The 18,575-nt window shown below is 68.0% G+C and carries 18 protein-coding genes and 1 tRNA gene; 10 read left to right on the top strand and 9 right to left on the bottom strand.

Translation table 11 applies throughout. The features are described 5' to 3' along the window. Positions 1-63: 63 nt before the first annotated feature. The 4 genes from E3O28_RS05770 to E3O28_RS05755 form a co-directional block, all read right to left on the bottom strand. Positions 64-636 carry a hypothetical protein gene (locus tag E3O28_RS05770; RefSeq protein WP_134415398.1) on the bottom strand — a complete coding sequence of 191 codons (573 nt, stop codon included), beginning with the start codon at positions 634-636 and terminating at the stop codon, positions 64-66. After that, positions 636-1,967, bottom strand: coding sequence for a PspC domain-containing protein (locus E3O28_RS05765; protein ID WP_104100753.1), 1,332 nt, complete (start codon positions 1,965-1,967; stop codon positions 636-638). Before E3O28_RS05765 ends, E3O28_RS05770 begins: the two co-directional genes overlap by 1 nt. A 404-nt stretch (positions 1,968-2,371) precedes the next feature. Then, a complete protein-coding gene (locus E3O28_RS05760) occupies positions 2,372-2,632 on the bottom strand; it encodes an ABC transporter permease (protein ID WP_134415397.1) in 261 nt (86 codons plus the stop codon). 227 nt (positions 2,633-2,859) lie between these two features. Continuing rightward, entirely contained in the window at positions 2,860-4,062 is a 1,203-nt protein-coding gene (locus E3O28_RS05755; RefSeq protein ID WP_104170384.1) for a pyridoxal phosphate-dependent aminotransferase, read from the bottom strand. Between the two features lie 171 nt (positions 4,063-4,233). On the opposite strand from E3O28_RS05755, the gene E3O28_RS05750 reads away from it, so the two are divergent. The 5 genes from E3O28_RS05750 (at position 4,234) to rplA (ending at position 7,060) form a co-directional block, all read left to right on the top strand. Then, positions 4,234-4,306, top strand: a tRNA-Trp gene (locus tag E3O28_RS05750). A 42-nt stretch (positions 4,307-4,348) separates the two neighbouring features. Then, positions 4,349-4,624, top strand: coding sequence for a preprotein translocase subunit SecE (gene secE, locus E3O28_RS05745; protein WP_104100756.1), 276 nt, complete (start codon positions 4,349-4,351; stop codon positions 4,622-4,624). A gap of 134 nt (positions 4,625-4,758) precedes the next feature. Continuing rightward, positions 4,759-5,742 carry a transcription termination/antitermination protein NusG gene (gene nusG / locus E3O28_RS05740; protein ID WP_104100757.1) on the top strand — a complete coding sequence of 328 codons (984 nt, stop codon included), beginning with the start codon at positions 4,759-4,761 and terminating at the stop codon, positions 5,740-5,742. Between the two features lie 103 nt (positions 5,743-5,845). Then, on the top strand, positions 5,846-6,277 hold the full coding sequence (gene rplK / locus E3O28_RS05735) for a 50S ribosomal protein L11 (RefSeq protein ID WP_104100758.1): 432 nt from the start codon (positions 5,846-5,848) through the stop codon (positions 6,275-6,277). Between the two features lie 93 nt (positions 6,278-6,370). Beyond that, entirely contained in the window at positions 6,371-7,060 is a 690-nt protein-coding gene (gene rplA, locus E3O28_RS05730; RefSeq protein ID WP_104100759.1) for a 50S ribosomal protein L1, read from the top strand. A gap of 74 nt (positions 7,061-7,134) precedes the next feature. On the opposite strand, the gene E3O28_RS05725 is transcribed toward rplA, so the two are convergent. After that, positions 7,135-8,694: an amino acid permease gene (locus E3O28_RS05725; RefSeq protein WP_104100760.1), complete on the bottom strand. Its 1,560-nt coding sequence runs from the start codon at positions 8,692-8,694 to the stop codon at positions 7,135-7,137. Positions 8,695-8,902: 208 nt separating this feature from the next. Here E3O28_RS05725 and E3O28_RS05720 point away from each other — a divergent pair, with 208 nt between their 5' ends. From E3O28_RS05720 to E3O28_RS05710, 3 genes are all read left to right on the top strand, one after another. Beyond that, on the top strand, positions 8,903-10,156 hold the full coding sequence (locus tag E3O28_RS05720) for a CoA transferase (protein WP_255409031.1): 1,254 nt from the start codon (positions 8,903-8,905) through the stop codon (positions 10,154-10,156). Beyond that, a complete protein-coding gene (locus E3O28_RS05715; protein WP_233191377.1) occupies positions 10,153-11,349 on the top strand; it encodes an acyl-CoA dehydrogenase family protein in 1,197 nt (398 codons plus the stop codon). Before E3O28_RS05720 ends, E3O28_RS05715 begins: the two co-directional genes overlap by 4 nt. A 70-nt stretch (positions 11,350-11,419) precedes the next feature. Further along, on the top strand, positions 11,420-12,079 hold the full coding sequence (locus E3O28_RS05710) for a GntR family transcriptional regulator (protein WP_134415396.1): 660 nt from the start codon (positions 11,420-11,422) through the stop codon (positions 12,077-12,079). 10 nt (positions 12,080-12,089) lie between these two features. On the opposite strand, the gene E3O28_RS05705 is transcribed toward E3O28_RS05710, so the two are convergent. Together E3O28_RS05705 and E3O28_RS05700 are read right to left on the bottom strand one after the other, a co-directional pair. Next, the gene (locus E3O28_RS05705; protein ID WP_134415395.1) at positions 12,090-12,863 is read right to left on the bottom strand and encodes an ATP-binding cassette domain-containing protein; all 774 of its coding nucleotides are present in this window, start codon (positions 12,861-12,863) and stop codon (positions 12,090-12,092) included. Between the two features lie 84 nt (positions 12,864-12,947). Beyond that, complete coding sequence (locus E3O28_RS05700; protein WP_134401025.1) at positions 12,948-13,133, bottom strand: hypothetical protein; 186 nt, start codon at positions 13,131-13,133, stop codon at positions 12,948-12,950. Positions 13,134-13,268: 135 nt separating this feature from the next. Here E3O28_RS05700 and E3O28_RS16255 point away from each other — a divergent pair, with 135 nt between their 5' ends. After that, positions 13,269-13,424 (top strand): hypothetical protein, encoded by a 156-nt coding sequence (locus tag E3O28_RS16255; protein WP_166784755.1) that lies wholly within the window; start codon positions 13,269-13,271, stop codon positions 13,422-13,424. Between the two features lie 223 nt (positions 13,425-13,647). Here E3O28_RS16255 and E3O28_RS05695 read toward each other — a convergent pair whose 3' ends face one another. Then, positions 13,648-15,078 carry an FAD-dependent oxidoreductase gene (locus E3O28_RS05695; RefSeq protein WP_134415394.1) on the bottom strand — a complete coding sequence of 477 codons (1,431 nt, stop codon included), beginning with the start codon at positions 15,076-15,078 and terminating at the stop codon, positions 13,648-13,650. Between the two features lie 83 nt (positions 15,079-15,161). Next, entirely contained in the window at positions 15,162-16,652 is a 1,491-nt protein-coding gene (locus tag E3O28_RS05690) for a helix-turn-helix transcriptional regulator (RefSeq protein WP_134415393.1), read from the bottom strand. A 186-nt stretch (positions 16,653-16,838) separates the two neighbouring features. On the opposite strand from E3O28_RS05690, the gene aceB reads away from it, so the two are divergent. Next, positions 16,839-18,521 (top strand): malate synthase A, encoded by a 1,683-nt coding sequence (gene aceB, locus E3O28_RS05685; RefSeq protein WP_134415392.1) that lies wholly within the window; start codon positions 16,839-16,841, stop codon positions 18,519-18,521. Positions 18,522-18,575: the final 54 nt, after the last annotated feature.

Below are 18,575 nucleotides of genomic sequence, written 5' to 3'. Positions count from 1 at the left end.
CGGCCCGCGCCGCTCTCGCGGGCCTGAAGCCGTCAAACCGGGGTGTGAGCGCGGGCGGGGGCGTCAGCCGGCGCGGCGGAGCGCTGCGATGATGCCGACCACGATTAGCAGGAGTCCGATCACGATCACGCCGCCGAGCAGCCAGAGCGTGGGATCGGCGGGAGCAGGCGCCAGCACCCCGATCAGCACGTAGCCGGCCAGGGCGAGCAGGATCACTCCCCAGACGATCGTGCTGAACAGGGGTCGGCGGAGGGGTCGCACGGATGCCTCGGGGTACGCCGGTTCGGCGGCGGCGGCGGTCGGGGCCGCGGCGCGGGCCGTCGGCACCGGCGCGACCGGAAACGGCGGGTCCGAGGCGAGAAACGCCGGTGCCGTCGCTGGCGGCTCGACGGAGGGCTCCATCGCGTAGTCAGGGATGGGGCTCGGACAGGCGACCGTGTGAGCCGGGGCTGCACGGGTGGTCTCAACCTCCACCTCGTGACCGCTCTCCCCATGGCCCTCGGGCTCGGCGGGCGCGGGGTCAGGTGATGCCGTCACGGACGTGACGGCATCCGTGGGCTGATCGTCGAGCGGCCGGGCGAACGGCGGGTTCGGCGGCTCGTTCGGCGGCTGGTTCGGGTCGGGGGTCGTGGTCATCAGGGTTCCAGACGCGAGGGGCCGACGACAGTGACCTGGCCGAGCGCCGTCCAGACGCGGACGCGGGCCACGGTGCCGGTGCCGTCGTCGTTGAAGGTACGCGAGTCAGAGTAGAAGGCACCGCCCTGCTGCACGGCGACCGAGCCGCCGACGTAGTCGATCCTGCCGGCCAGCGCATTCGTCTCCACCAGCACGGCCCGGCCGCGGGGGAGGATCAGCTCGGTGACGCCCACGCCCATCCAGATATCGATCGTGCGGTCCTCCACGCTCGCCGCGTTGAGGGCCGTGAGATCGATGGTGGCCCGGCCGGAGAGCACGGCATACCCCGGGGGAGCAGCGTCGGCATCGGCGCTGACCGTCCAGACCGGGATGCCGACCAGGAAGAACGCGGTGCCGCTCGGGAATAGGCCCAGCAGCACCAGGGCCACCGCCGCAAGGAAGGCGAACCCACCCAGGGCGCCGCTCTGCTTTCCGCGAATGCCCGACACGATGATGCCAACGGCCAGCACCCCCAGCGTGACGGCCAGGCCCAGCACCAGTGCGGCATCCGACCAGTTGCCGCCCGACCACACACCGGCGGCGACCGCGCCGCAGAGCAATGCCGACCCGAGCACGATCGCGCTGAAGCCGGCCCCGGGGCGAAGGTCGCGCCAGGAGCCGCGTCCGGGTGGTGGCGCGGCAGGGCCGCCGACGGTGACGGCGCCGCCGGCTGTGCCGGCTGTCCCGGAGCTGCCCGCTGCTTCGGCGGGCTGCATGGCCCCGAAAGCGACACCGGCCCCGATGCCTTCCGCGGCGGTGCTGTGCGGGTACCCGCCGGCCGGCGCCGTGGTGCGTCGGGCCAGGAAGAACACCAGCCAGATGAGCCCGATCGTCACCCCGACGCTCCAGCCCACCGCGAGTGTGGTCGCCAGCCAGTCGGGCAGCACGGCCGCCGGGCTCTGCCACCACAGGCTGCGCGTGTAGGAGGCAGAGCTGATGCCCACCAGCGCGATGATCCCGATCATGACGGGCGGAAAGACGCCGCGAACGGCCTGTTCGGCATGGATGCGACCGGTCGGGCCGGGCAGGAGAGCCCAGCCGACCGCGCACGTGAACAGAACCGGACCGCCGAGGACGCCCAGCGCGATGGTCACAACTCGCACCAGCGTGGGGTTCAGCCCAGCTCGCAGTGCGACTCCGCCGCAGACGCCGGCCAGCCAACGGTCGCTCCCGCGCACGATCCCCGTGGAACGGATTGCGGCGAAGAAGTCGTTGCTCCCGTCGGAGGGGGTGGGGGGAGTGCCGGGCCCCGCGGCCGACGGCGTCGTCTGGCTCTCGGGTGCGTCGGTCATGCTGCCAGTGTGCTCGCGGTGGCCCGAGCCGACAATGCCGGGTGTCGTTCGGTGAGTGAGCCCTGATGGCTGCGGGCGATGGGGGTTCGCGGCTCGGGGTTCCGAGGTCGTTGTTCTGGAGGCCGACGCAGGCGTGCAGTGGACCGCGACGCGGGATGGACGTGCGCTGCAAACGCCATGTCGGTCGAGTCTGGGCCCTGCCGCAACTCGTCCCGAACGAATTCGACGGAGATTTCACTCTGAACAGCGCGTTTGGGCTCAAAAATGGGTGTTTGGCCCAAAATCTCCGTCGAATTGGTTCGACGCCGGGCCCGGTGCTCATCCTGTGATGAACAGTGTCCACGCGGTGCGGTCAGCTCTGACCTTCCGTGAGCGACACAACAAGCCATTCAGGAGTCACGCTCCTAGGTGTCCTTGCGGATCCAGCGAAACGTGACCCGGCTGAGCACGAGCCCCACCACCAGCCAGATGAGCAGGCTCAGCGCGATCAGCGGAAAGTCCCGGGAACCGCTCTGCTCAAGGTTCGCGAAGCTGTCGGGCAGGAACACTCCGCGCATGCCCTGCGCCATCCACTTCAGTGGGAATACGCTGGCCGCGTTCTGCATCCAGTCGGGCAGCAGGTAGAACTGCAGGTAGACGCCGGAGATGAACTGCAGGATCGGCACGATGGGGATGACCAGCGGCAGCGGAATGCCGACGATCAGGGCGGCGGTGTGATGACTGAGGAAGGCGCCGGGTGGTATCCGTCGCAGGATGGCGGTGCGGCGCTCGAGCGTGGACAGGGTGCCGGAGATTGTCCACAGCCCCGGCCGAACCGACAGGAAGGGGGGAGCAGAAGTGCCCCTGACCCCCCAAGCTGTCGGTTCATCGGCGAGCCGCTTGGCGCGCTGCGCTAGGCGAACAGCCGCTGGAGGCGCTGCACGCCCTCGAGCAGGGCCGCGTCGCCGAGCGCGTAGGAGAAGCGCAGGTAGCCGCTGGGGCCGAACGCCTCGCCGGGCACGACGGCCACCTCGGCCTGGTCCAGGATAAGATCGGCCAGCTCCAGGGAGGTGGTCGGGGTGACGCCGCCCCAGGTGCGTCCGAGCAGGCCGGTGACGTCGGGGTAGACGTAGAACGCCCCCTGCGGCGTCGGCGTGACGATGCCGGGGATCGTGTTCAGCTCGGCGACGATGACCTGTCGGCGACGGTCGAAGGCATCCCGCATGGCGATCGCGGCATCCTGAGGGCCGTTGAGTGCGGCGATCCCGGCGCGCTGGGAGATGTTCGACACGTTCGACGACAGGTGCGACTGCAGGTTGGCGGCGGCCTTCATCGCGTCCTGCGGGCCGACCATCCAGCCGAGCCGCCAGCCGGTCATCGCGTAGGTCTTGGCGACGCCGTTGACCAGGATGGTGCGGTCGGCCAGCGCGGGGACGGCCTCGACGATCGAGATCGCACGCACGCCGTCATACGTGAGGTTCTGGTAGATCTCGTCGCTGACGATCCAGAGGCCGTGTTCCTCGGCCCACTCGCCGATGGCCTTCGTCTGCTCGGGGGAGTAGACGGCTCCGGTGGGGTTGGACGGCGACACGAACAGCAGCACCTTGGTGCGCGGCGTGCGCGCCGCCTCGAGCTGCTCGACGGTGACGAGGTAGCTCTGGTCACTGCCGGCGAAGACGTCGACCTGCACGCCGCCGGCCAGCCGGATCGACTCCGGGTAGGTGGTCCAGTACGGCGTGGGCACGAGCACCTCATCGCCCGGGTCGAGCAGCGTGGCGAAAGCTTGGTAGACGGCCTGCTTGCCGCCGTTGGTGACGACCACCTGGCTGGGTGAGATCGCCAGGCCGCTGTCACGGAGCGTTTTGGCCGCAATGGCCTCGCGCAGGTCGGGCAGCCCGGCCGCCGGAGTGTACCGGTGGTTCTTCGGGTCGCGGACCGCCAGTAGGGCGGCTTCGACGATGTGCTCCGGGGTGGGGAAATCAGGCTCGCCCGCGGCGAAACTGATGACCGGCCGGCCGGCGGCCTGCAGGGCCTTCGCCTTGCCGTCCACCTTGAGGGTCGCGGACTCCGCAATGGAGCCGATTCGGGTAGAGATGCGCTTGGATTCGTGGGCCACGCTTCGAGCATACGGGGCTGCCTCGTTCTGCTGGGGCTGTCTCGGCTTTACAGTGGCCCCCGGGTGACCTAGACTCGACGAGGTAATTCAATTCTGCCAATCTTTTTTGCGCCCGCTTGTCGGTTCGTTCCGGGGTCCGAGTGCTACGAGGTAGTTTGAATTTCGTTCCATAGGGTGGTGGCTCAATTGGTAGAGCAGCGGTCTCCAAAACCGCAGGTTGCAGGTTCGAGTCCTGTCCGCCCTGCAAGTCGGTGGCATTCCGTCGGCACATGAAAGGTGTAATCAGGTGGCCCGAAAAGTTGTCGACGAACCCAGTGAGGAAATCGTCGCAAACGCGAAACTTGCGCTCGATTCCAAGCGCGGTCCTTTCGCTCGGATGTCCCTGTTCATCAAGCAGGTCATGGCGGAGCTCCGCAAGGTCGTCACCCCCACCCGCAAAGAACTCCTCAGCTACACGGGTGTGGTGCTGGTATTCGTTGTCATCATGATGGCCATCGTTTCCGCCTTCGACTGGATGTTCGCGCTCGCCGTCACGTACGTGTTCGGAACGCCGGGCGGGTAGGCAGCTTCCGGTGCCGCATCCGCTCCCAGCGGCCGCAGCCACGCATCAATCAAGAAGAGTCACTGCAGAATTCAGGGCAAACGCTGTTTGGGTCACGGTTTCGTGCCCACGCAATAGAAAAGGATTGAAATTTAGTGACTGACACGAATCACGACGATGTCGACTGGGCCACCGCCGCCGAGCAGTCCTCCACCGAGGACGAGGCGCAGGAGGGCAACACCCTCGCCGCTGAAGAAGACTCCGTAGAGGCTGCCGAGCAGGTCGCCGTGCACGTGTTCGATCCGAGCATGGGCGTCGAAGTCAACCTCGACGCCGCGCTCGACGCGTTGGCCGAGCCCGCTGACCCCGACGCCGACGCTCTCGTCGACGAGGCCCTCGACATCGATTCCGACGACGAGGCCGAGGCCGCCGTCGAGGCCGTGGAAGACGAAGACGAAGTGGCAGTCGAGGCTGAAGAGGCAACGGATGTCGATGCCGAGCCCGCCGAGGACGAGACCCCCGAAGACCCCTACGAAGAATTCCGCAAGGAACTGCGCTTCCAGCCCGGCAAGTGGTTCGTCATTCATTCCTATGCCGGCTTCGAACGCCGCGTGAAGTCGAACATCGAGAACCGCAAGCAGTCGATGGCCATGGAAGATTTCATCTACCAGGTCGAGGTTCCGATGGAAGACGTCGTCGAGATCAAGAACGGCCAGCGCAAGATGGTCACCCGCGTGCGCATCCCCGGCTACGTGCTCGTTCGCATGGACCTCAACGAAGACAGCTGGTCCGTGGTGCGTCACACGCCCGGCGTCACCGGATTCGTCGGCAACGCGCACAACCCCACGCCGCTTCGCTTCGAGGAAGCCTTCGGCATGCTGAAGAGCCTCGTCGAGATCCAGGACGTCCCCACCGCCAAGACCGGCGGACACGGCGGCAAGGTCCCGACCCGCGCCCTCCCGGCCGAGATCGACTACGAGATCGGCGAGACGATCACGATCAAGGAAGGCTCGTTCGCGGGTCTGCCCGGATCGATCAGCGAGATCAAGGCGGAAAGCGGCAAGCTCATCGTGCTGGTTTCCCTCTTCGAGCGCGAAACCCCGGTCGAGCTCAGCTTCGACCAGGTCACCAAGCTCTAAAGGGACTGAACACCCTCCCCACGGATTCAAGTTCACCGGGGCCCGTCCGGGCCACCGGGAGAGCGGCCCCTGGCTGCTCGTCATTACAAAGTAAGGAAGAACAATGGCACCGAAGAAGAAGGTAACCGGTCTGATCAAGCTTCAGATCAAGGCCGGCGCCGCCAACCCCGCACCGCCCATCGGGCCGGCGCTGGGTCAGCACGGCGTCAACATCATGGAATTCTGCAAGGCGTACAACGCTCAGACGGAATCCCAGCGCGGCAACGTCATCCCGGTGGAAATCACCGTCTACGACGACCGTTCATTCACTTTCATCCTGAAGACTCCGCCGGCGGCGGAGCTCATCAAGAAGGCGGCCGGCGTCGCCAAGGGCAGTGGAACCCCGCACACCGTCAAGGTTGCGAAGCTCACCCAGGCCCAGGTCCGCGAGATCGCCGAGGCCAAGATGGTTGACCTCAACGCGAACGACCTCGACGCAGCGTCGAAGATCATCGCCGGCACCGCCCGCTCCATGGGCATCACGGTCGAGGCCTAACCACCTCCCCCAGGCATCCCGCCACCAGCAGTACGTGGAAGAGCCAGCCAGGCTCGCACCACACTCTCAATTTCGTTTTACAGGAGATTCAACATGGCACAGAAGTCAAAGGCCTACCGGGCCGCGGCCGAGAAGATCGACGCAGACAAGCTCTACACCCCGACCGAGGCCGTCACTCTGGCCCGGGAGACCGGCTCCGCGAACTTCAACTCGACCGTCGAGGTCGCCCTCAAGCTCGGCGTCGACCCTCGCAAGGCTGACCAGATGGTTCGCGGTACCGTGATTCTTCCTCACGGCACCGGTCGCACCGCCCGCGTCATCGTCTTCGCAACGGGCCCCGCGGCCGAAGCGGCAATCGCTGCCGGTGCCGACGAGGTCGGTGGCGACGAGCTCATCGAGAAGGTGGCCGCCGGCTACACCTCGTTCGACTCCGCCGTCTCGACCCCGGAGCTCATGGGCAAGGTCGGTCGTCTCGGTAAGGTTCTCGGCCCGCGCGGCCTCATGCCGAACCCGAAGACCGGAACCGTGACGCCTGACGTCGCGCGCGCCGTGTCCGACATCAAGGGCGGAAAGATCGCGTTCCGCGTCGACAAGCACGCCAACGTGCAGTTCGTCGTCGGCAAGGTGTCCTTCACCGCCGAGCAGCTGAATGAGAACATCAGCGCCGCTCTCGAGGAGATCGTCCGCCTCAAGCCCAGCTCCTCCAAGGGCCGTTACATCATGAAGGGTGCCGTTTCGACCACGTTCGGCCCCGGCATCGCTCTCGATGTGAACAGCATCTAGTCAGTTCCACCGCAGCCCGGCTGCACCAGGAAGGGCCCGTCGAAAGACTGGGCCCTTCCCTCGTTAACGGATGCTCACTCGCTGGCCATCGTGGGGCGTGCGTCTCTGCGTGCGGGGTCGTCCCGATCGGTGTTCTGCGGGTGCGCGCGGAGCATCGCGGCGACCGCGATCGCGTCGCCCTCCGGCTGGTGCGAGGTGGTGTGCGGCTTCGCGATGAAGAGGTAGAGCAGGCCGCTGCCCATCACTACAGCCAAACCGATCAGCACGATCCAGTCGTCGAGGAACACCCCGGTCGTGCCCGGGCGCGCCAGCAGGATCATGGCGGAGATCCCGTAGGCCAGGGCGATGATGTTTACGATGAACCCGAGAGGTCCCAGGCTGAACGGCCCGGCCGGACGCCACCCCTTGAAACGCTGGCGCAGCGCGGCCAGAACCACGGCCTGGAACGCGACATAGATGCCGAGCACCGCGAAGGCCGTGATCTGGGTCAGGATCGTGCTGCCGCCCAGGTAGATCACAACGCAGAGCAACAGCGGGATCGTGGACGCGACGATCAGTGCGTTGACCGGCACTGCCGTGCGCGGGGACACCTGGCCCAGCCAGGTCTTGCCGGGGACCATCCCGTCTCGTGCGAAAGAGAAGATCAGGCGGCTGGCCGCGGCCTGCAGGCTGAGCACGCAGGACAGGAAGGCCGTGATCGCCACTATGAGGAACAGCGTGGCACCGACCGTGCCGAGGGTCGCGTCCAGGATCGCGGGGATCGGGTCGATGTCTGTCCCGTCGACCACGGCCTGCAGGTCCGGCGCGGCCAGGACGTACCCGCCGAACGAGAACAGGGCGGAGACGCCGCCGACCAGGATGGTGAGGATCATGGCCCGGGGGATACCTCTGGCCGGGTCGGGCACCTCCTCGGCCACGTCGCCGCAGGCTTCGAAGCCGTAGAACAGGAACAGTCCGGCAAGCGCGGCCCCGAGGAACGCGGTGGCGTAACTGCCGTCACCCTCGACGCCCAGGGTGTCGAAGAAGACGCTGAACTCCTGCTTGCGCTGGAAAAGGAGTAGGTAGAGGCCGAGACCGATCACGCCGATCAATTCGGCCGCGAGTCCGATCCGGGCCGCGCGGGCCAGCATCTTTGTGCCGGAGAAGTTGAACGCGAAGGCCACGACGAGAAAGAGCACCGAGAGCCCGAGCGTGACCTCTTTGGTGACGGGCGCGTTGATCAGGCTGGCGAGGAACCCGCTGCCGAATTCCGCGACGGCGGTGATTGTGACGAGCATCGCCCAGACGTAGACCCAGGCGGTCATCCATGCGTACCTCTTGCCCCAGAGACGACGTGTCCACGGGTAGATACCACCCGCGATCGGGTATTGGGACACCACCTCGCCGAAGACCAGTGCCACCAGCAGCTGGCCGGTGCCCACGATCACCAGCCAGAAGATCGAGGGTGGCCCGCCCGTGCTCAGGGCCAGGGCGAACAGCGAGTAGACGCCGACGAGCGGCGAGAGGTAGGTGAAGCCAAGGGCGAAATTGCCCCAGAGCGACATCGAACGATGGAAGGTGTCTTCGTAGCCGAGGGCCTCGAGGTGCTCGGCGTCGCCGAGCCCTTTCCTCTGGGATGACGCGTGTGATGACATGGGAACCTTTCCGATCGAGCCGGAGAGCGAGAATGTGCTCACCATAGTGCTGTGCGCGCGCAAACGCACGGAACCGATGGATTCAACTTTCACCGAGAGTTCCCGTTTGCAGTTCCTGCCTCCGGGTCACGACCCGCCCGGTAGGATCGGAGTTAAAGCGGCCACTGGCGGAGTCCTGTGGTCCGAGTCGACGGGGACAGAGGTGGTCGTGCCGCAGGACGCAACCGGGCAGCCGTTGGCGGGCCTTCGGGTCGCGGATTTCTCCCGGGTACTGGCCGGCCCCTACGCCACCATGATGCTGGCCGACTTCGGCGCTGACGTGATCAAGATCGAGAGCCCGGCCGGCGACGACACCCGGCAGTGGCTGCCGCCGGTCGACGCGCAGGGGGACTCCACCTACTTCGGGTCGGTGAACCGCAACAAGCGCAGCGTCGTCTGCGACCTCGGCACCGATGCGGGACTGGCCGTGGCCCGGCGACTCGCCGAGACCGCCGACGTCGTGGTGGAGAACTTCCGGCCCGGCGTGATGGACCGGTTTGCTCTGGGCTTCGAGCAGCTGCGGGCCGTCAATCCGAGCTTGGTCTACTGCTCGATCACGGGCTTCGGCGCGGGGGCCGGCGCCCGCCTGCCCGGCTACGACCTGCTCGTACAGGCTGTCGGCGGGCTGATGAGCGTCACCGGTCGCCCAGACGAAGAGCCGAGCAAAGTGGGGGTGGCCCTCGTGGACGTGCTCTCCGGGCTCAACGCGGTCAGCGGCGTCCTACTCGCCCTGCGTGCGCGTGACGCGACCGACGCGAGCGGGACCGCCGGCCACCGGGTGGAGGTGGACCTGCTGACCACCCTGCTCTCCGCCCTGACCAACCAGGCCGCGGGCACCCTCGCGACCGGGCAGTCACCGACCCGGATGGGCAATGCGCACCCGAGCATCGCGCCGTACGAGCTGTTCGACGCCGCCGACCGGCCGCTGGTGATCGCGGTGGGCAACGATCGCCAGTTCCGCACCCTGGTGCGACTGCTCGGGGCTCCCGCCTTGGCCGACGACGACCGGTTCCGCGGTAACGCTGACCGGGTGCGGCACCGCACGGTGCTGAAAAAGTTGATTGAGGACCGGCTCCGGCCCGAGCCCGCGGCGCACTGGGTGGGCGTTCTGACCGATGCCGGTGTGCCGGCCGGCCAGGTCAACACCCTCGACGAGGCGTTCGCCTTCGCCGCCGCGCTGGGGCTCGACCCGGTGGTGGAACTGGGTGCGGCCGGCCGCACCAGCCGCCAGGTTGCCAACCCCATCCACCTCGCCGGCCGCCCGGCCGCCTACCGCCTGTGCCCGCCGCGGCTAGGCGAGCACGAGGGCGCCGACTGGCTCGCCCCGTCCCCGACCGCTGCCCCAGGGCGAGCCCCCGTACCAGCCCCCGTACCAGCCACAGATCTCTATCGTGTTCCGCCGACCCCCAAAGGACTCTCGTGACCGCCGCAGGCCGCCCCACCCCGCTTGTGCCCAGCCCGCTGGTCGACACCGTCTTCGACCTCGATGCCCTGCTCGAGCCGGAGGAGATCGTCTGGGCGCGCGCGGCGCGCGCTTTCGCGACCAACCGCATCCTGCCGACCATCGAGGACGACTTCGAGGAGAAGCACTTCCGGGCCGAGCTGATCCCTGAACTCGGGGCGGCCGGGTTCCTCGGCATGCACCTCACCGGGTACGGCTGCGCCGGCGCGGGGGCGGTGAGCTACGGGCTGGTCTGCCTCGAGCTGGAGGCCGCTGACAGCGGCTGGCGCACTTTCGTCTCGGTGCAGGGCTCGCTGGCGATGTCGGCCATCCACAAGTATGGGTCTGCGGAGCAGAAGCAGCGCTGGCTGCCGGGCATGGCCGCCGGCCAGCTCGTGGGCTGCTTCGCGTTGACCGAACCGACCGGCGGCAGCGACCCGGCCGCGATGGCGACCACCGCCACCCGGGGCGCCGACGGCTGGGTGATCGAGGGTGCCAAACGCTGGATCGGCCTGGCCAGCATCGCCGACGTCGCGATCGTCTGGGCCCAAACGGATGCCGGTGTGCGCGGCTTCCTGGTTCCGACCGACAGTATCGGTTTCACCGCCATCCCCATCGGCAAGAAGCTTTCGATGCGTGCGTCGATCCAGTGCGACGTGCACCTGGACGCCGTGCAGGTGCCATTCGATGCGATCCTGCCCGGTGCCGCTGGGCTGTCCGGGCCGTTCGGCTGCCTCAACGAGGCGCGCTTCGGCATCGTCTGGGGGGCCATGGGCGCCGCCCGCAGCTGCCTCGACGCCGCCATCCTGCGCGCGAAGACCCGTGAGGTGTTCGGCAAACCGATCGGGGCCACCCAGTTGATCCAGGCCAAGCTCGCCGACATGCTCGTGGAATACGAGAAGGGGGTGCTGCTGGCCCTGCACCTCGGTCGGCTCAAGGAGCGCGGCACGCTGACCCCCACCCAGATCAGCATCGGCAAGCTCAACAGCGTGCGCGAGGCGATCCAGATCGCCCGCGAGGCCCGCGTCATCCTCGGCGGCGACGGCATTACCAGCGAATTCCCAGTGATGCGCCACCTGGCGAACCTGGAATCGGTGCGCACCTATGAGGGCACCGACGAAATCCACCAGCTCGTGCTCGGGCGGGCCCTGACCGGCCTGAACGCGTTCTCCTGAGGCCGCGATGTGACATAGTGGCAAGCAGATTGGCCGTCAGTCCGATCGACGGGGGAGGAGCACAGTGGGGGTGACGGGGGGACAGACCGTGTTCGCGAACCTGCGTGCGCGCATCCTCTCGGGGGAATTGCCCGCCAGGGCCACGCTGCGGGAGACGGCGCTGGCCCAGGAACTCGGCGTCAGCCGCACCCCCGTGCGCGAGGCGCTGCGCCGGCTCGACGAGGCCGGCCTGGTGGAGTTCGTGCCGAACCGGGGTGCCACGGTCGTGGAATGGACCACCGAGCAGATCTGCGAGACGTATTTTCTTCGCGCGGCTCTCGAGAGCAGGGCGGCGGGCCTCGCGGCGGCGCGGATCGAGCCGGCCGACCTCGACCGGCTGGCCATCCTGATTGACGCCATGGAGGAGTTCGTGCGCGCAACCGACGCCGAGGGCATCGGCCGGCTGGGCGTGCTCAACGCCGAATTCCACCGCATCATCGTGGCCGCGTCGGGCGTCACCCAGCTGATGGCCCTGGCCGCGTCCGTCGGCCGCGCCCCGATGATGGCCTCGCTCTTCCGCCGCGACGCCGCCGTCTTCCGGGCCGGCAGCAACCACCACCACCGCGACATCCTCACGGCGCTATGGTCGGGAGACGCACTCTGGGCCGAGGTCGCCATGCGCTCGCACATTCTCGCAGCGCGCAACGCGGTGTCGTCGGGTCGGTCCGGATCGGGGACGGAACCGGCCTAACCGGAACCGGTCAGCCGCGCGCGTAGCGGGCCGCCTCGAGCAGGCTGTGGGTGTGCGGATGCCGCGGTGAAGCGAGGATCTCGGCCGCCGAAGCCTGCTCGACGACCCGTCCCGCCTCCACGACCGCCACTCGGTCGCAGATGGCGGCCGCCAGGCCGAGGTTCCGGGAGACCACGATGATCGACAGTCCGAACTCCTGGAGGAACCCGCGGCAGAGCACCAGTGCGGAGGGCTCGCCCGCAGCCTCGACGGCGCGCGTCGGCTCGTCCAGGATCAGGACGTCCGGGGGCTGTGAGAGCGCGGCCGCGATCGTCACCTGGAGCAGCGCGGTCGGTTCGAGCTGGGTCGGAACCACCAGCGACGTCGCCTGCGGATCCGGCAGCCCGACCTTCTCGAGGAGTTCCAACGCACGCCGAGCGGCATCCGTTCGGGACAGACCCCCTGTCCGGCGCAGGGTTCGGGCGAGCAAGCGGCCGATGACCTGGTCCGGGGCCAGGCCCGTCGGCGCGGCAGGGGAAGTGAGAGAGATTTTCGTGTCGCGCAACCGGTTGAGGGCGCGCCGCGATGCCCGGACGAGCTCGATACCGTCGATCAGGATGGAGCCGGCCGCGATCACCGCCGGTTCGGGCAGCCGGCCCGGGATGGCCAGAGCGATCTCGCGTGCCCCGGAACCGGTGACACCGACCAGGCCGATGACCTCACCCCGCGCCACCGAGAGGGAGATGCCCGTGGCCAGCACCGGGGCACCCGTCTGGGTGCTCTCGGTAATCTGCAGACCGCGCACGTCGTCTTGCGGGCTGAGTGGCTGGACGCGCTGGACGGGGCGCGCCCCGGGCCGGGGATGAGATGTTCCCCGAGCTCACCTCGCTCACGGCCCGTCCCGCTGGCCGCGGTGCCCCGCGTGATCGAGCAGGAGGAGCGGCCCACGGTCGAGTCCGGCGTCAGCCGCGGCGAGGCGCGGCACTTCTGCAGCCTGGAGCAGGGAGACATGACCGCACGGTTGCTGGCCAACCCGGTCGTTGACCGAGGCCAGCGGGCCTTCGGGGACGACCATCCGGCGCTCCGTCGGGGGCCTACGAGGCCGGCTGTTTCCGCGGTCGGTGGCCTTGTTCATCTCGCGGGCGGAACAATGCCTGCGCGAGATGGAACCGCACACCGACCGCGTCGGTGTGACCGAGGGTCGCAACGGGTGCTGGGTCAGATCCGCAGCCAGCTGGAATACCGGCCGATCATGGACCTCCTGAACGACCTGTCGAATCAGATGGACATCGTGCAGGAGGCCACCAGCACGGCCTTTGAGGTCATCGGCGACCGCTATCTCCTGATCAGCGCCGTCCCGACCTGAACCGGGGAGGCCTGAGCCGCGCCGCGGCATCCGTTGCCTCGGACCCACGGATGCCGTGGCTCACCCACCCCGCCCGTCGAACCAATTCGACGGAGATTTTGAGGATGGAGCGCTCTCCCAACGTGGTTTAAACCGTTTTGAGCCAAATCTCCGTCGAATTCGTTCGGGCCGCGGACGCTGCCAGGGTTCCGAGCGCGCTGAGCGCCCCGAGCGCTATCGAGCCCTACGAGTCGAAGCCGAGGCCCAGCGCGTCGAGCGTCTTCAGGATGATGTTGCGGCGGCCTCGGTTGTGGTCGGCGCGGTCGAGTGACCAGCGCGTGGTCTGGATGCCCATCGAAGCGAGGGGCTCCGGTGGGAACGGGAGTGGCCGCCCGCGCACCATCTCCAGCTGCGTGCGCTCGGTCCTGCGCTCCGCCAGTTGGTCGAGCATGACCTTCGCCGCGAAGTGCGTCGCGGCCACGCCTAGACCGGTGAACCCGGCGGCGTAGCTGATCCGTCCGCCGCGGGCCGTGCCATAGAACGCGCAGAACTGGGTCGACGTGTCGATGGCGCCGGCCCACTGGTGGCTGAAACGCAGCCCGGCCAGCTGCGGAAATGTGGTGAAGAAGTGGCCGGCCAATTGTTGGAAGCTTTCCGGCCGGTTCTCATAGCCGCTCCGCACTCGGGCTCCGTAGTGGTAGATCGCGTCGTAGCCGCCGAAGAGTATGCGGTTGTCTGCGCTCAACCGGTAGTAGTGGAACTGGTTGGCCAGATCGCTCAGTCCCTGCCGCTTCTGCCAGCCGATGGCGGTGAGCTGATCGGGCGACAGCGGCTCGGTCATCAGCACGTAATCGTAGACCGGCACCGTGGACAGGCGGTTGCGGGCCAGCAGCGAAGGGAACACGTTGGTCGCCAGCGCGGTCTTCGTCGCCCGCACCACACCCGACTCGGTGCGGAGCCGGGTGCCCTGCGCCGGAGTGAGTCCCTGCGTGTCCAGGTTCTTCACCGGGGTGTGTTCGAAGATCTCGACCCCAAGTTCGGTGGCGACCCGGGCGAGCTCGGTAGCCAGCCGACCCGGGTGCACGAGCGCGTTGCTTCGCTTGTGCCAGATGCCGGCCAGGTACGTGGGGGAGCCGACCTCGGCGCGCAGGGCCGCGGCATCCAGGAACACGCTGTCGGTTCCGGTCGGTTCCTCGCGCAGCCAGTCGACCTGGTGCTCCTCGACGGCCAGGTCGATGGCGCCGGTGCGCTCGAAGTCGCACTTCAGCCCGAGCTCGGTGACGGCCCGCTCGATCTCGTCGAGGTTCTTGAGGCCGAGTTCGGTGAGCCGGTCGATCTCCGTCGGCCAGCGGCGTCGGCCGTTCTCCTCGCCGTGGGTCAGGCTGGCCTCGCAGAAACCGCCGTTGCGGCCCGACGCAGCCCAGCCGATCGTGCGCGCTTCGAGCAGCACCACGCGAGCGCCCGGGTTCTCCTGCTGAGCGAGCACGGCGGTCCAGAGTCCGAGGTAGCCGCCGCCGACGATGGCGAGATCACAGTCGAGGTCGGCCGTGAGGGTCGGGTAGCCGGTCTGCGGAGACACGTCGTCCAGCCAGAACGGCGCGGAGCGGGTGTCGGCGAGGGCGCCCGCGATGACGGATGCGGCGGGCCTGGCCCGCTCGAAAATGGTCGTGCCCACGGATCGTCCTTTGTTCGGCGCGGCTCTGCTACTCGTTCATCATCTCAGGCGCGGTCCCCGTCGGCCATGTGCCCGCCCCGCTCTCATCTCACCGGCGCGTGCGACTCCAGAAACTGGAACACCTCGGTCTGGTCGACGCCGGGAAAGGTGCCCGTGGGCAGGGCCGCGAGCAGGCTGGTGGGCGTGCGCGCGGCCGGCCAGGACTGCCCGGACCAGCGCTCCGAGAGCTCCTCGGGCGCGCGGCGGCAGCACGACTCGTCGGGACAGGTGGACACGGCCCGGTTGTTGGTTTCGCGGCCACGGAACCACTTCACGTGCGTGAACGGCACGCCCACACTGACGGAGTAGTCGCCCTCTTTGGCCTTCTCGATGCGCGAGGTGCACCAGAAGGTACCGCTCGGGGTGTCGGTGTACTGGTACCAGGGGCTGAACCGGTCGGCGACGTGGAAGACGGTGCGCGCGGTCCAGTTGCGGCAGACCGTCGAGCCCTCGACCGCGCCGAGCGCGTCGCTCGGGAAGCGCACCGAATCGTTTTCGTACGCCTTGATCATGGTGCCGGACTCGTGCACCTTCATGAAGTGCACCGGGACGTCGAGCCGCGCGGTGGCGAGGTTCGTGAACCGGTGCGCCGCCGTCTCATAGGACACCGCGAAGGCGTCCCGCAGATCCTCCATCGAGATACGTCGCAGGTTCTTCGCCTCGGTGAGGAGTTTCACGGTGTCTTTTTCGGGCAGCAGGATGGCCGCGGTCAGATAGTTGGTCTCCACCCGCTGAGACAGAAATTCCGCATAGTTTCCGGGCTCCTCGTGTTCGCAGAGCAGGGTGGCGAACGCTTGCAGAATGGGGGAGCGGGAGTCGCGGGACGCCGACTGCTCGGTGGGCAGGTAGATGCGCCGGTTGCGCTTGTCCGTCACCGAGCGGGTCGAGTTCGGAAGGTCGCCCACGTAGTGCAGCGAGTAGCCGAGATGGGTCGCCATGTCGGCCACCACCTGGTGGGAAACCGGCCCGCCGGTGTGGCCGACCGCGGCGAGCAGGCGCTGCGCCTGTGCCTCGAGCTCGGGGAAGTAATTGTCCCGGGCCCGCATGGTGGCTCGCAGCTCCACGTTCGCTCGCCGGGCCTCCTCCGGGGTCGCCGCCCGCTCCCGGTGCAGGCGCAGGATCTCGTTGTGCAGGCTGAGCAGTGTCTGCAATGTTTCGTCGCTCGTTCCCCGGCCAACGCGGATATGCGGCAGTCCGAGGGCGGTAAACACGGGGCCCCGCTGAGCGCGCTCGACGGCGATTTCCAGCGCCGCCCGCTCGGATGGGGCATCCGTTTTCAACAGGTCGTCGACCGTGGTGCCGAGCGCGGTCGCGATGGTGCGCAGCATCGACAGGCGCGGCTCGCGCTTGCCGTTCTCGATCATCGACACCTGAGAGGGTGCCCGGTCGATGGCGGCCGCAAGGGCGTCCAGAGTCATGCGCCGGTTCGTGCGCAGTTCACGGATGCGCCGCCCCAGGGTGAGCGCATCGAGCCCTGCCTCCTCGGGAGGAGCCGCGGACAGGGAGGAGCGGAAGGCGGGATCGACGGTGACCATGCCCCATGCTCACATACTCCGGGGATAACTTCTCGTAGCCAGAAGAAATGCTGTTCTTCTGTTATGCCGGCGACGGCGTGACCGGGTCCCCTGGTCCACAGTGGAAATCAGGCAAGCAATGGCGCTTTCCCCAGGCGGCGCCAGTCACGCAGCCCTCCCCGTTCAACTTCCGAAGGAGCTCAGCCCATGAACACCCCGCCCCTGGCGACATCCGACCAGGTCCAGGCCGCCAGTCTGACCACGAACACCGGCAGTTTTGCCACCATCGAACCGCACCTCGAGATCACCGGCGATCTCGGTCCGCGCTATGAGGAGATCCTCACGCCGGAGGCGCTGGTATTCCTGGCCGAGCTGCACGACCGGTTCGCCGGTACGCGGCAGGACTTGCTGGCGACTCGACTGCGCAAGCGCGTGGATGCCTCCAATGGGCGCGACCCGGGATTCCTCACCGAGACCGCGCACATCCGTCGTGACCTCACCTGGACGGCTGCCGGTGCGGGTCCCGGGCTGGTCGACCGCCGGGTGGAGATCACCGGACCGACCGACCGCAAGATGGCCATCAACGCGCTGAACTCGGGCGCGAAGGTCTGGCTGGCCGACCAGGAAGACGCCACCAGCCCCACCTGGGCGAACGTCGTCGAGGGCCAGCTGACCCTGTTCGACCAGGTGCGCGGTCAGCTGAGCTTCACCAGCCCGGAGGGCAAGCAATACGCCGTCACCGGCGACGCCACCGGCGCCACGCCCACCATCGTGATGCGCCCGCGCGGCTGGCAGCTGGTGGAGAAGAACCTGACGTTCGTCGACCGCGCGAACCGCCGGACGAACGCGTCCGGCAGCCTCGTCGACTTCGGGCTGTACTTCTTCCACAACGCGCAGCACCTGATCGAGGGCGGCAGCGGACCGTACTTCTACCTGCCGAAGCTCGAGAGCCACGTCGAGGCCCGTCTCTGGGACGATATCTTCAGTCACTCGGAGGACCGCCTCGGCATCGAGTACGGCACCATCCGGGCCACCGTGTTGATCGAGACGATCCAGGCCGCCTTCGAGATGGAGGAGATCCTCTACGAGCTGCGTGACCATTGCGCAGGCCTGAACGCCGGACGTTGGGACTACATCTTCAGCATCATCAAGACGTTCCGCACCCGCGGGAGCCGGTTCGTCTTCCCCGACCGCAAGCAGATCACGATGACCGTGCCCTTCATGCGCGCCTACACCGAGCTGCTGGTGTCGACCTGCCACCGGCGCGGTGCGTATGCCGTCGGCGGAATGAGCGCGTTCATCCCGAACCGGAGCGACCCGGAGGTGACCCGGCGTGCCCTCGAGGCGGTGGCCGCCGATAAGAAGCGCGAGGCCACCGACGGCTTCGACGGCACCTGGGTGGCGCACCCGGACCTCATCCCGACGGCCCAAGCCGAGTTCGACCGCGTGCTCGGCGACCAGCCGAACCAGCTGCACCGCACCCGCGTCGAGGTGAGCGTCACGGCCGCCCAGCTGCTCGACGTGGAGTCCGTCGGCGGGCAGATCACCGAGGCCGGCGTTCACGACAACCTCACGATCGGGTTGCGCTACATCGAGTCCTGGCTGCGCGGCGTCGGCGCGGCGGCCATCGACAACCTGATGGAGGACGCCGCGACCGCGGAAATCTCCCGCTCACAGATCTGGCAGTGGATCCACCTGGGCTCGATCACCGCCGAGGGCATCCGGATCGACGGAACCTGGGTCGAGGAACAGCTCGTCGACGTGTACGAGGCACTCGAGCGCACGCCCGGAGACCGGTTCGACGACGCGCTCGAGGTGTTCCGGGCATGCGCGCTCGAGCCCGAGTTCCCGACGTTCCTCACCGTGGGAGCGTACGCCCGCTACCTGTAGCCCTTGGCCGCGAAAGCGCGCACTCAGCCCGTTCAGCACTACTGAGGGGGCATC

The sequence above is a fragment of the Cryobacterium sp. TMT2-14 genome (assembly GCF_004402465.1).
Taxonomy (GTDB): domain Bacteria; phylum Actinomycetota; class Actinomycetes; order Actinomycetales; family Microbacteriaceae; genus Cryobacterium; species Cryobacterium sandaracinum.
The sequence above is the reverse complement of the archived record's forward strand: the minus strand, read 5'-3'. Positions and strand labels throughout refer to the sequence as shown.

What these genes read in the sequence shown, in the direction of transcription:
- E3O28_RS05770 (WP_134415398.1), bottom strand. Translation starts at nt 636, where the DNA reads ATGACCACGACCCCCGACCCGAACCAGCCGCCGAACGAGCCGCCGAAC.
- E3O28_RS05765 (WP_104100753.1), bottom strand. Translation starts at nt 1,967, where the DNA reads ATGACCGACGCACCCGAGAGCCAGACGACGCCGTCGGCCGCGGGGCCC.
- rplK (WP_104100758.1), top strand. Translation starts at nt 5,846, where the DNA reads ATGGCACCGAAGAAGAAGGTAACCGGTCTGATCAAGCTTCAGATCAAG.
- rplA (WP_104100759.1), top strand. Translation starts at nt 6,371, where the DNA reads ATGGCACAGAAGTCAAAGGCCTACCGGGCCGCGGCCGAGAAGATCGAC.
- E3O28_RS05725 (WP_104100760.1), bottom strand. Translation starts at nt 8,694, where the DNA reads ATGTCATCACACGCGTCATCCCAGAGGAAAGGGCTCGGCGACGCCGAG.
- E3O28_RS05700 (WP_134401025.1), bottom strand. Translation starts at nt 13,133, where the DNA reads ATGGTCGTCCCCGAAGGCCCGCTGGCCTCGGTCAACGACCGGGTTGGC.
- E3O28_RS05690 (WP_134415393.1), bottom strand. Translation starts at nt 16,652, where the DNA reads ATGGTCACCGTCGATCCCGCCTTCCGCTCCTCCCTGTCCGCGGCTCCT.
- aceB (WP_134415392.1), top strand. Translation starts at nt 16,839, where the DNA reads ATGAACACCCCGCCCCTGGCGACATCCGACCAGGTCCAGGCCGCCAGT.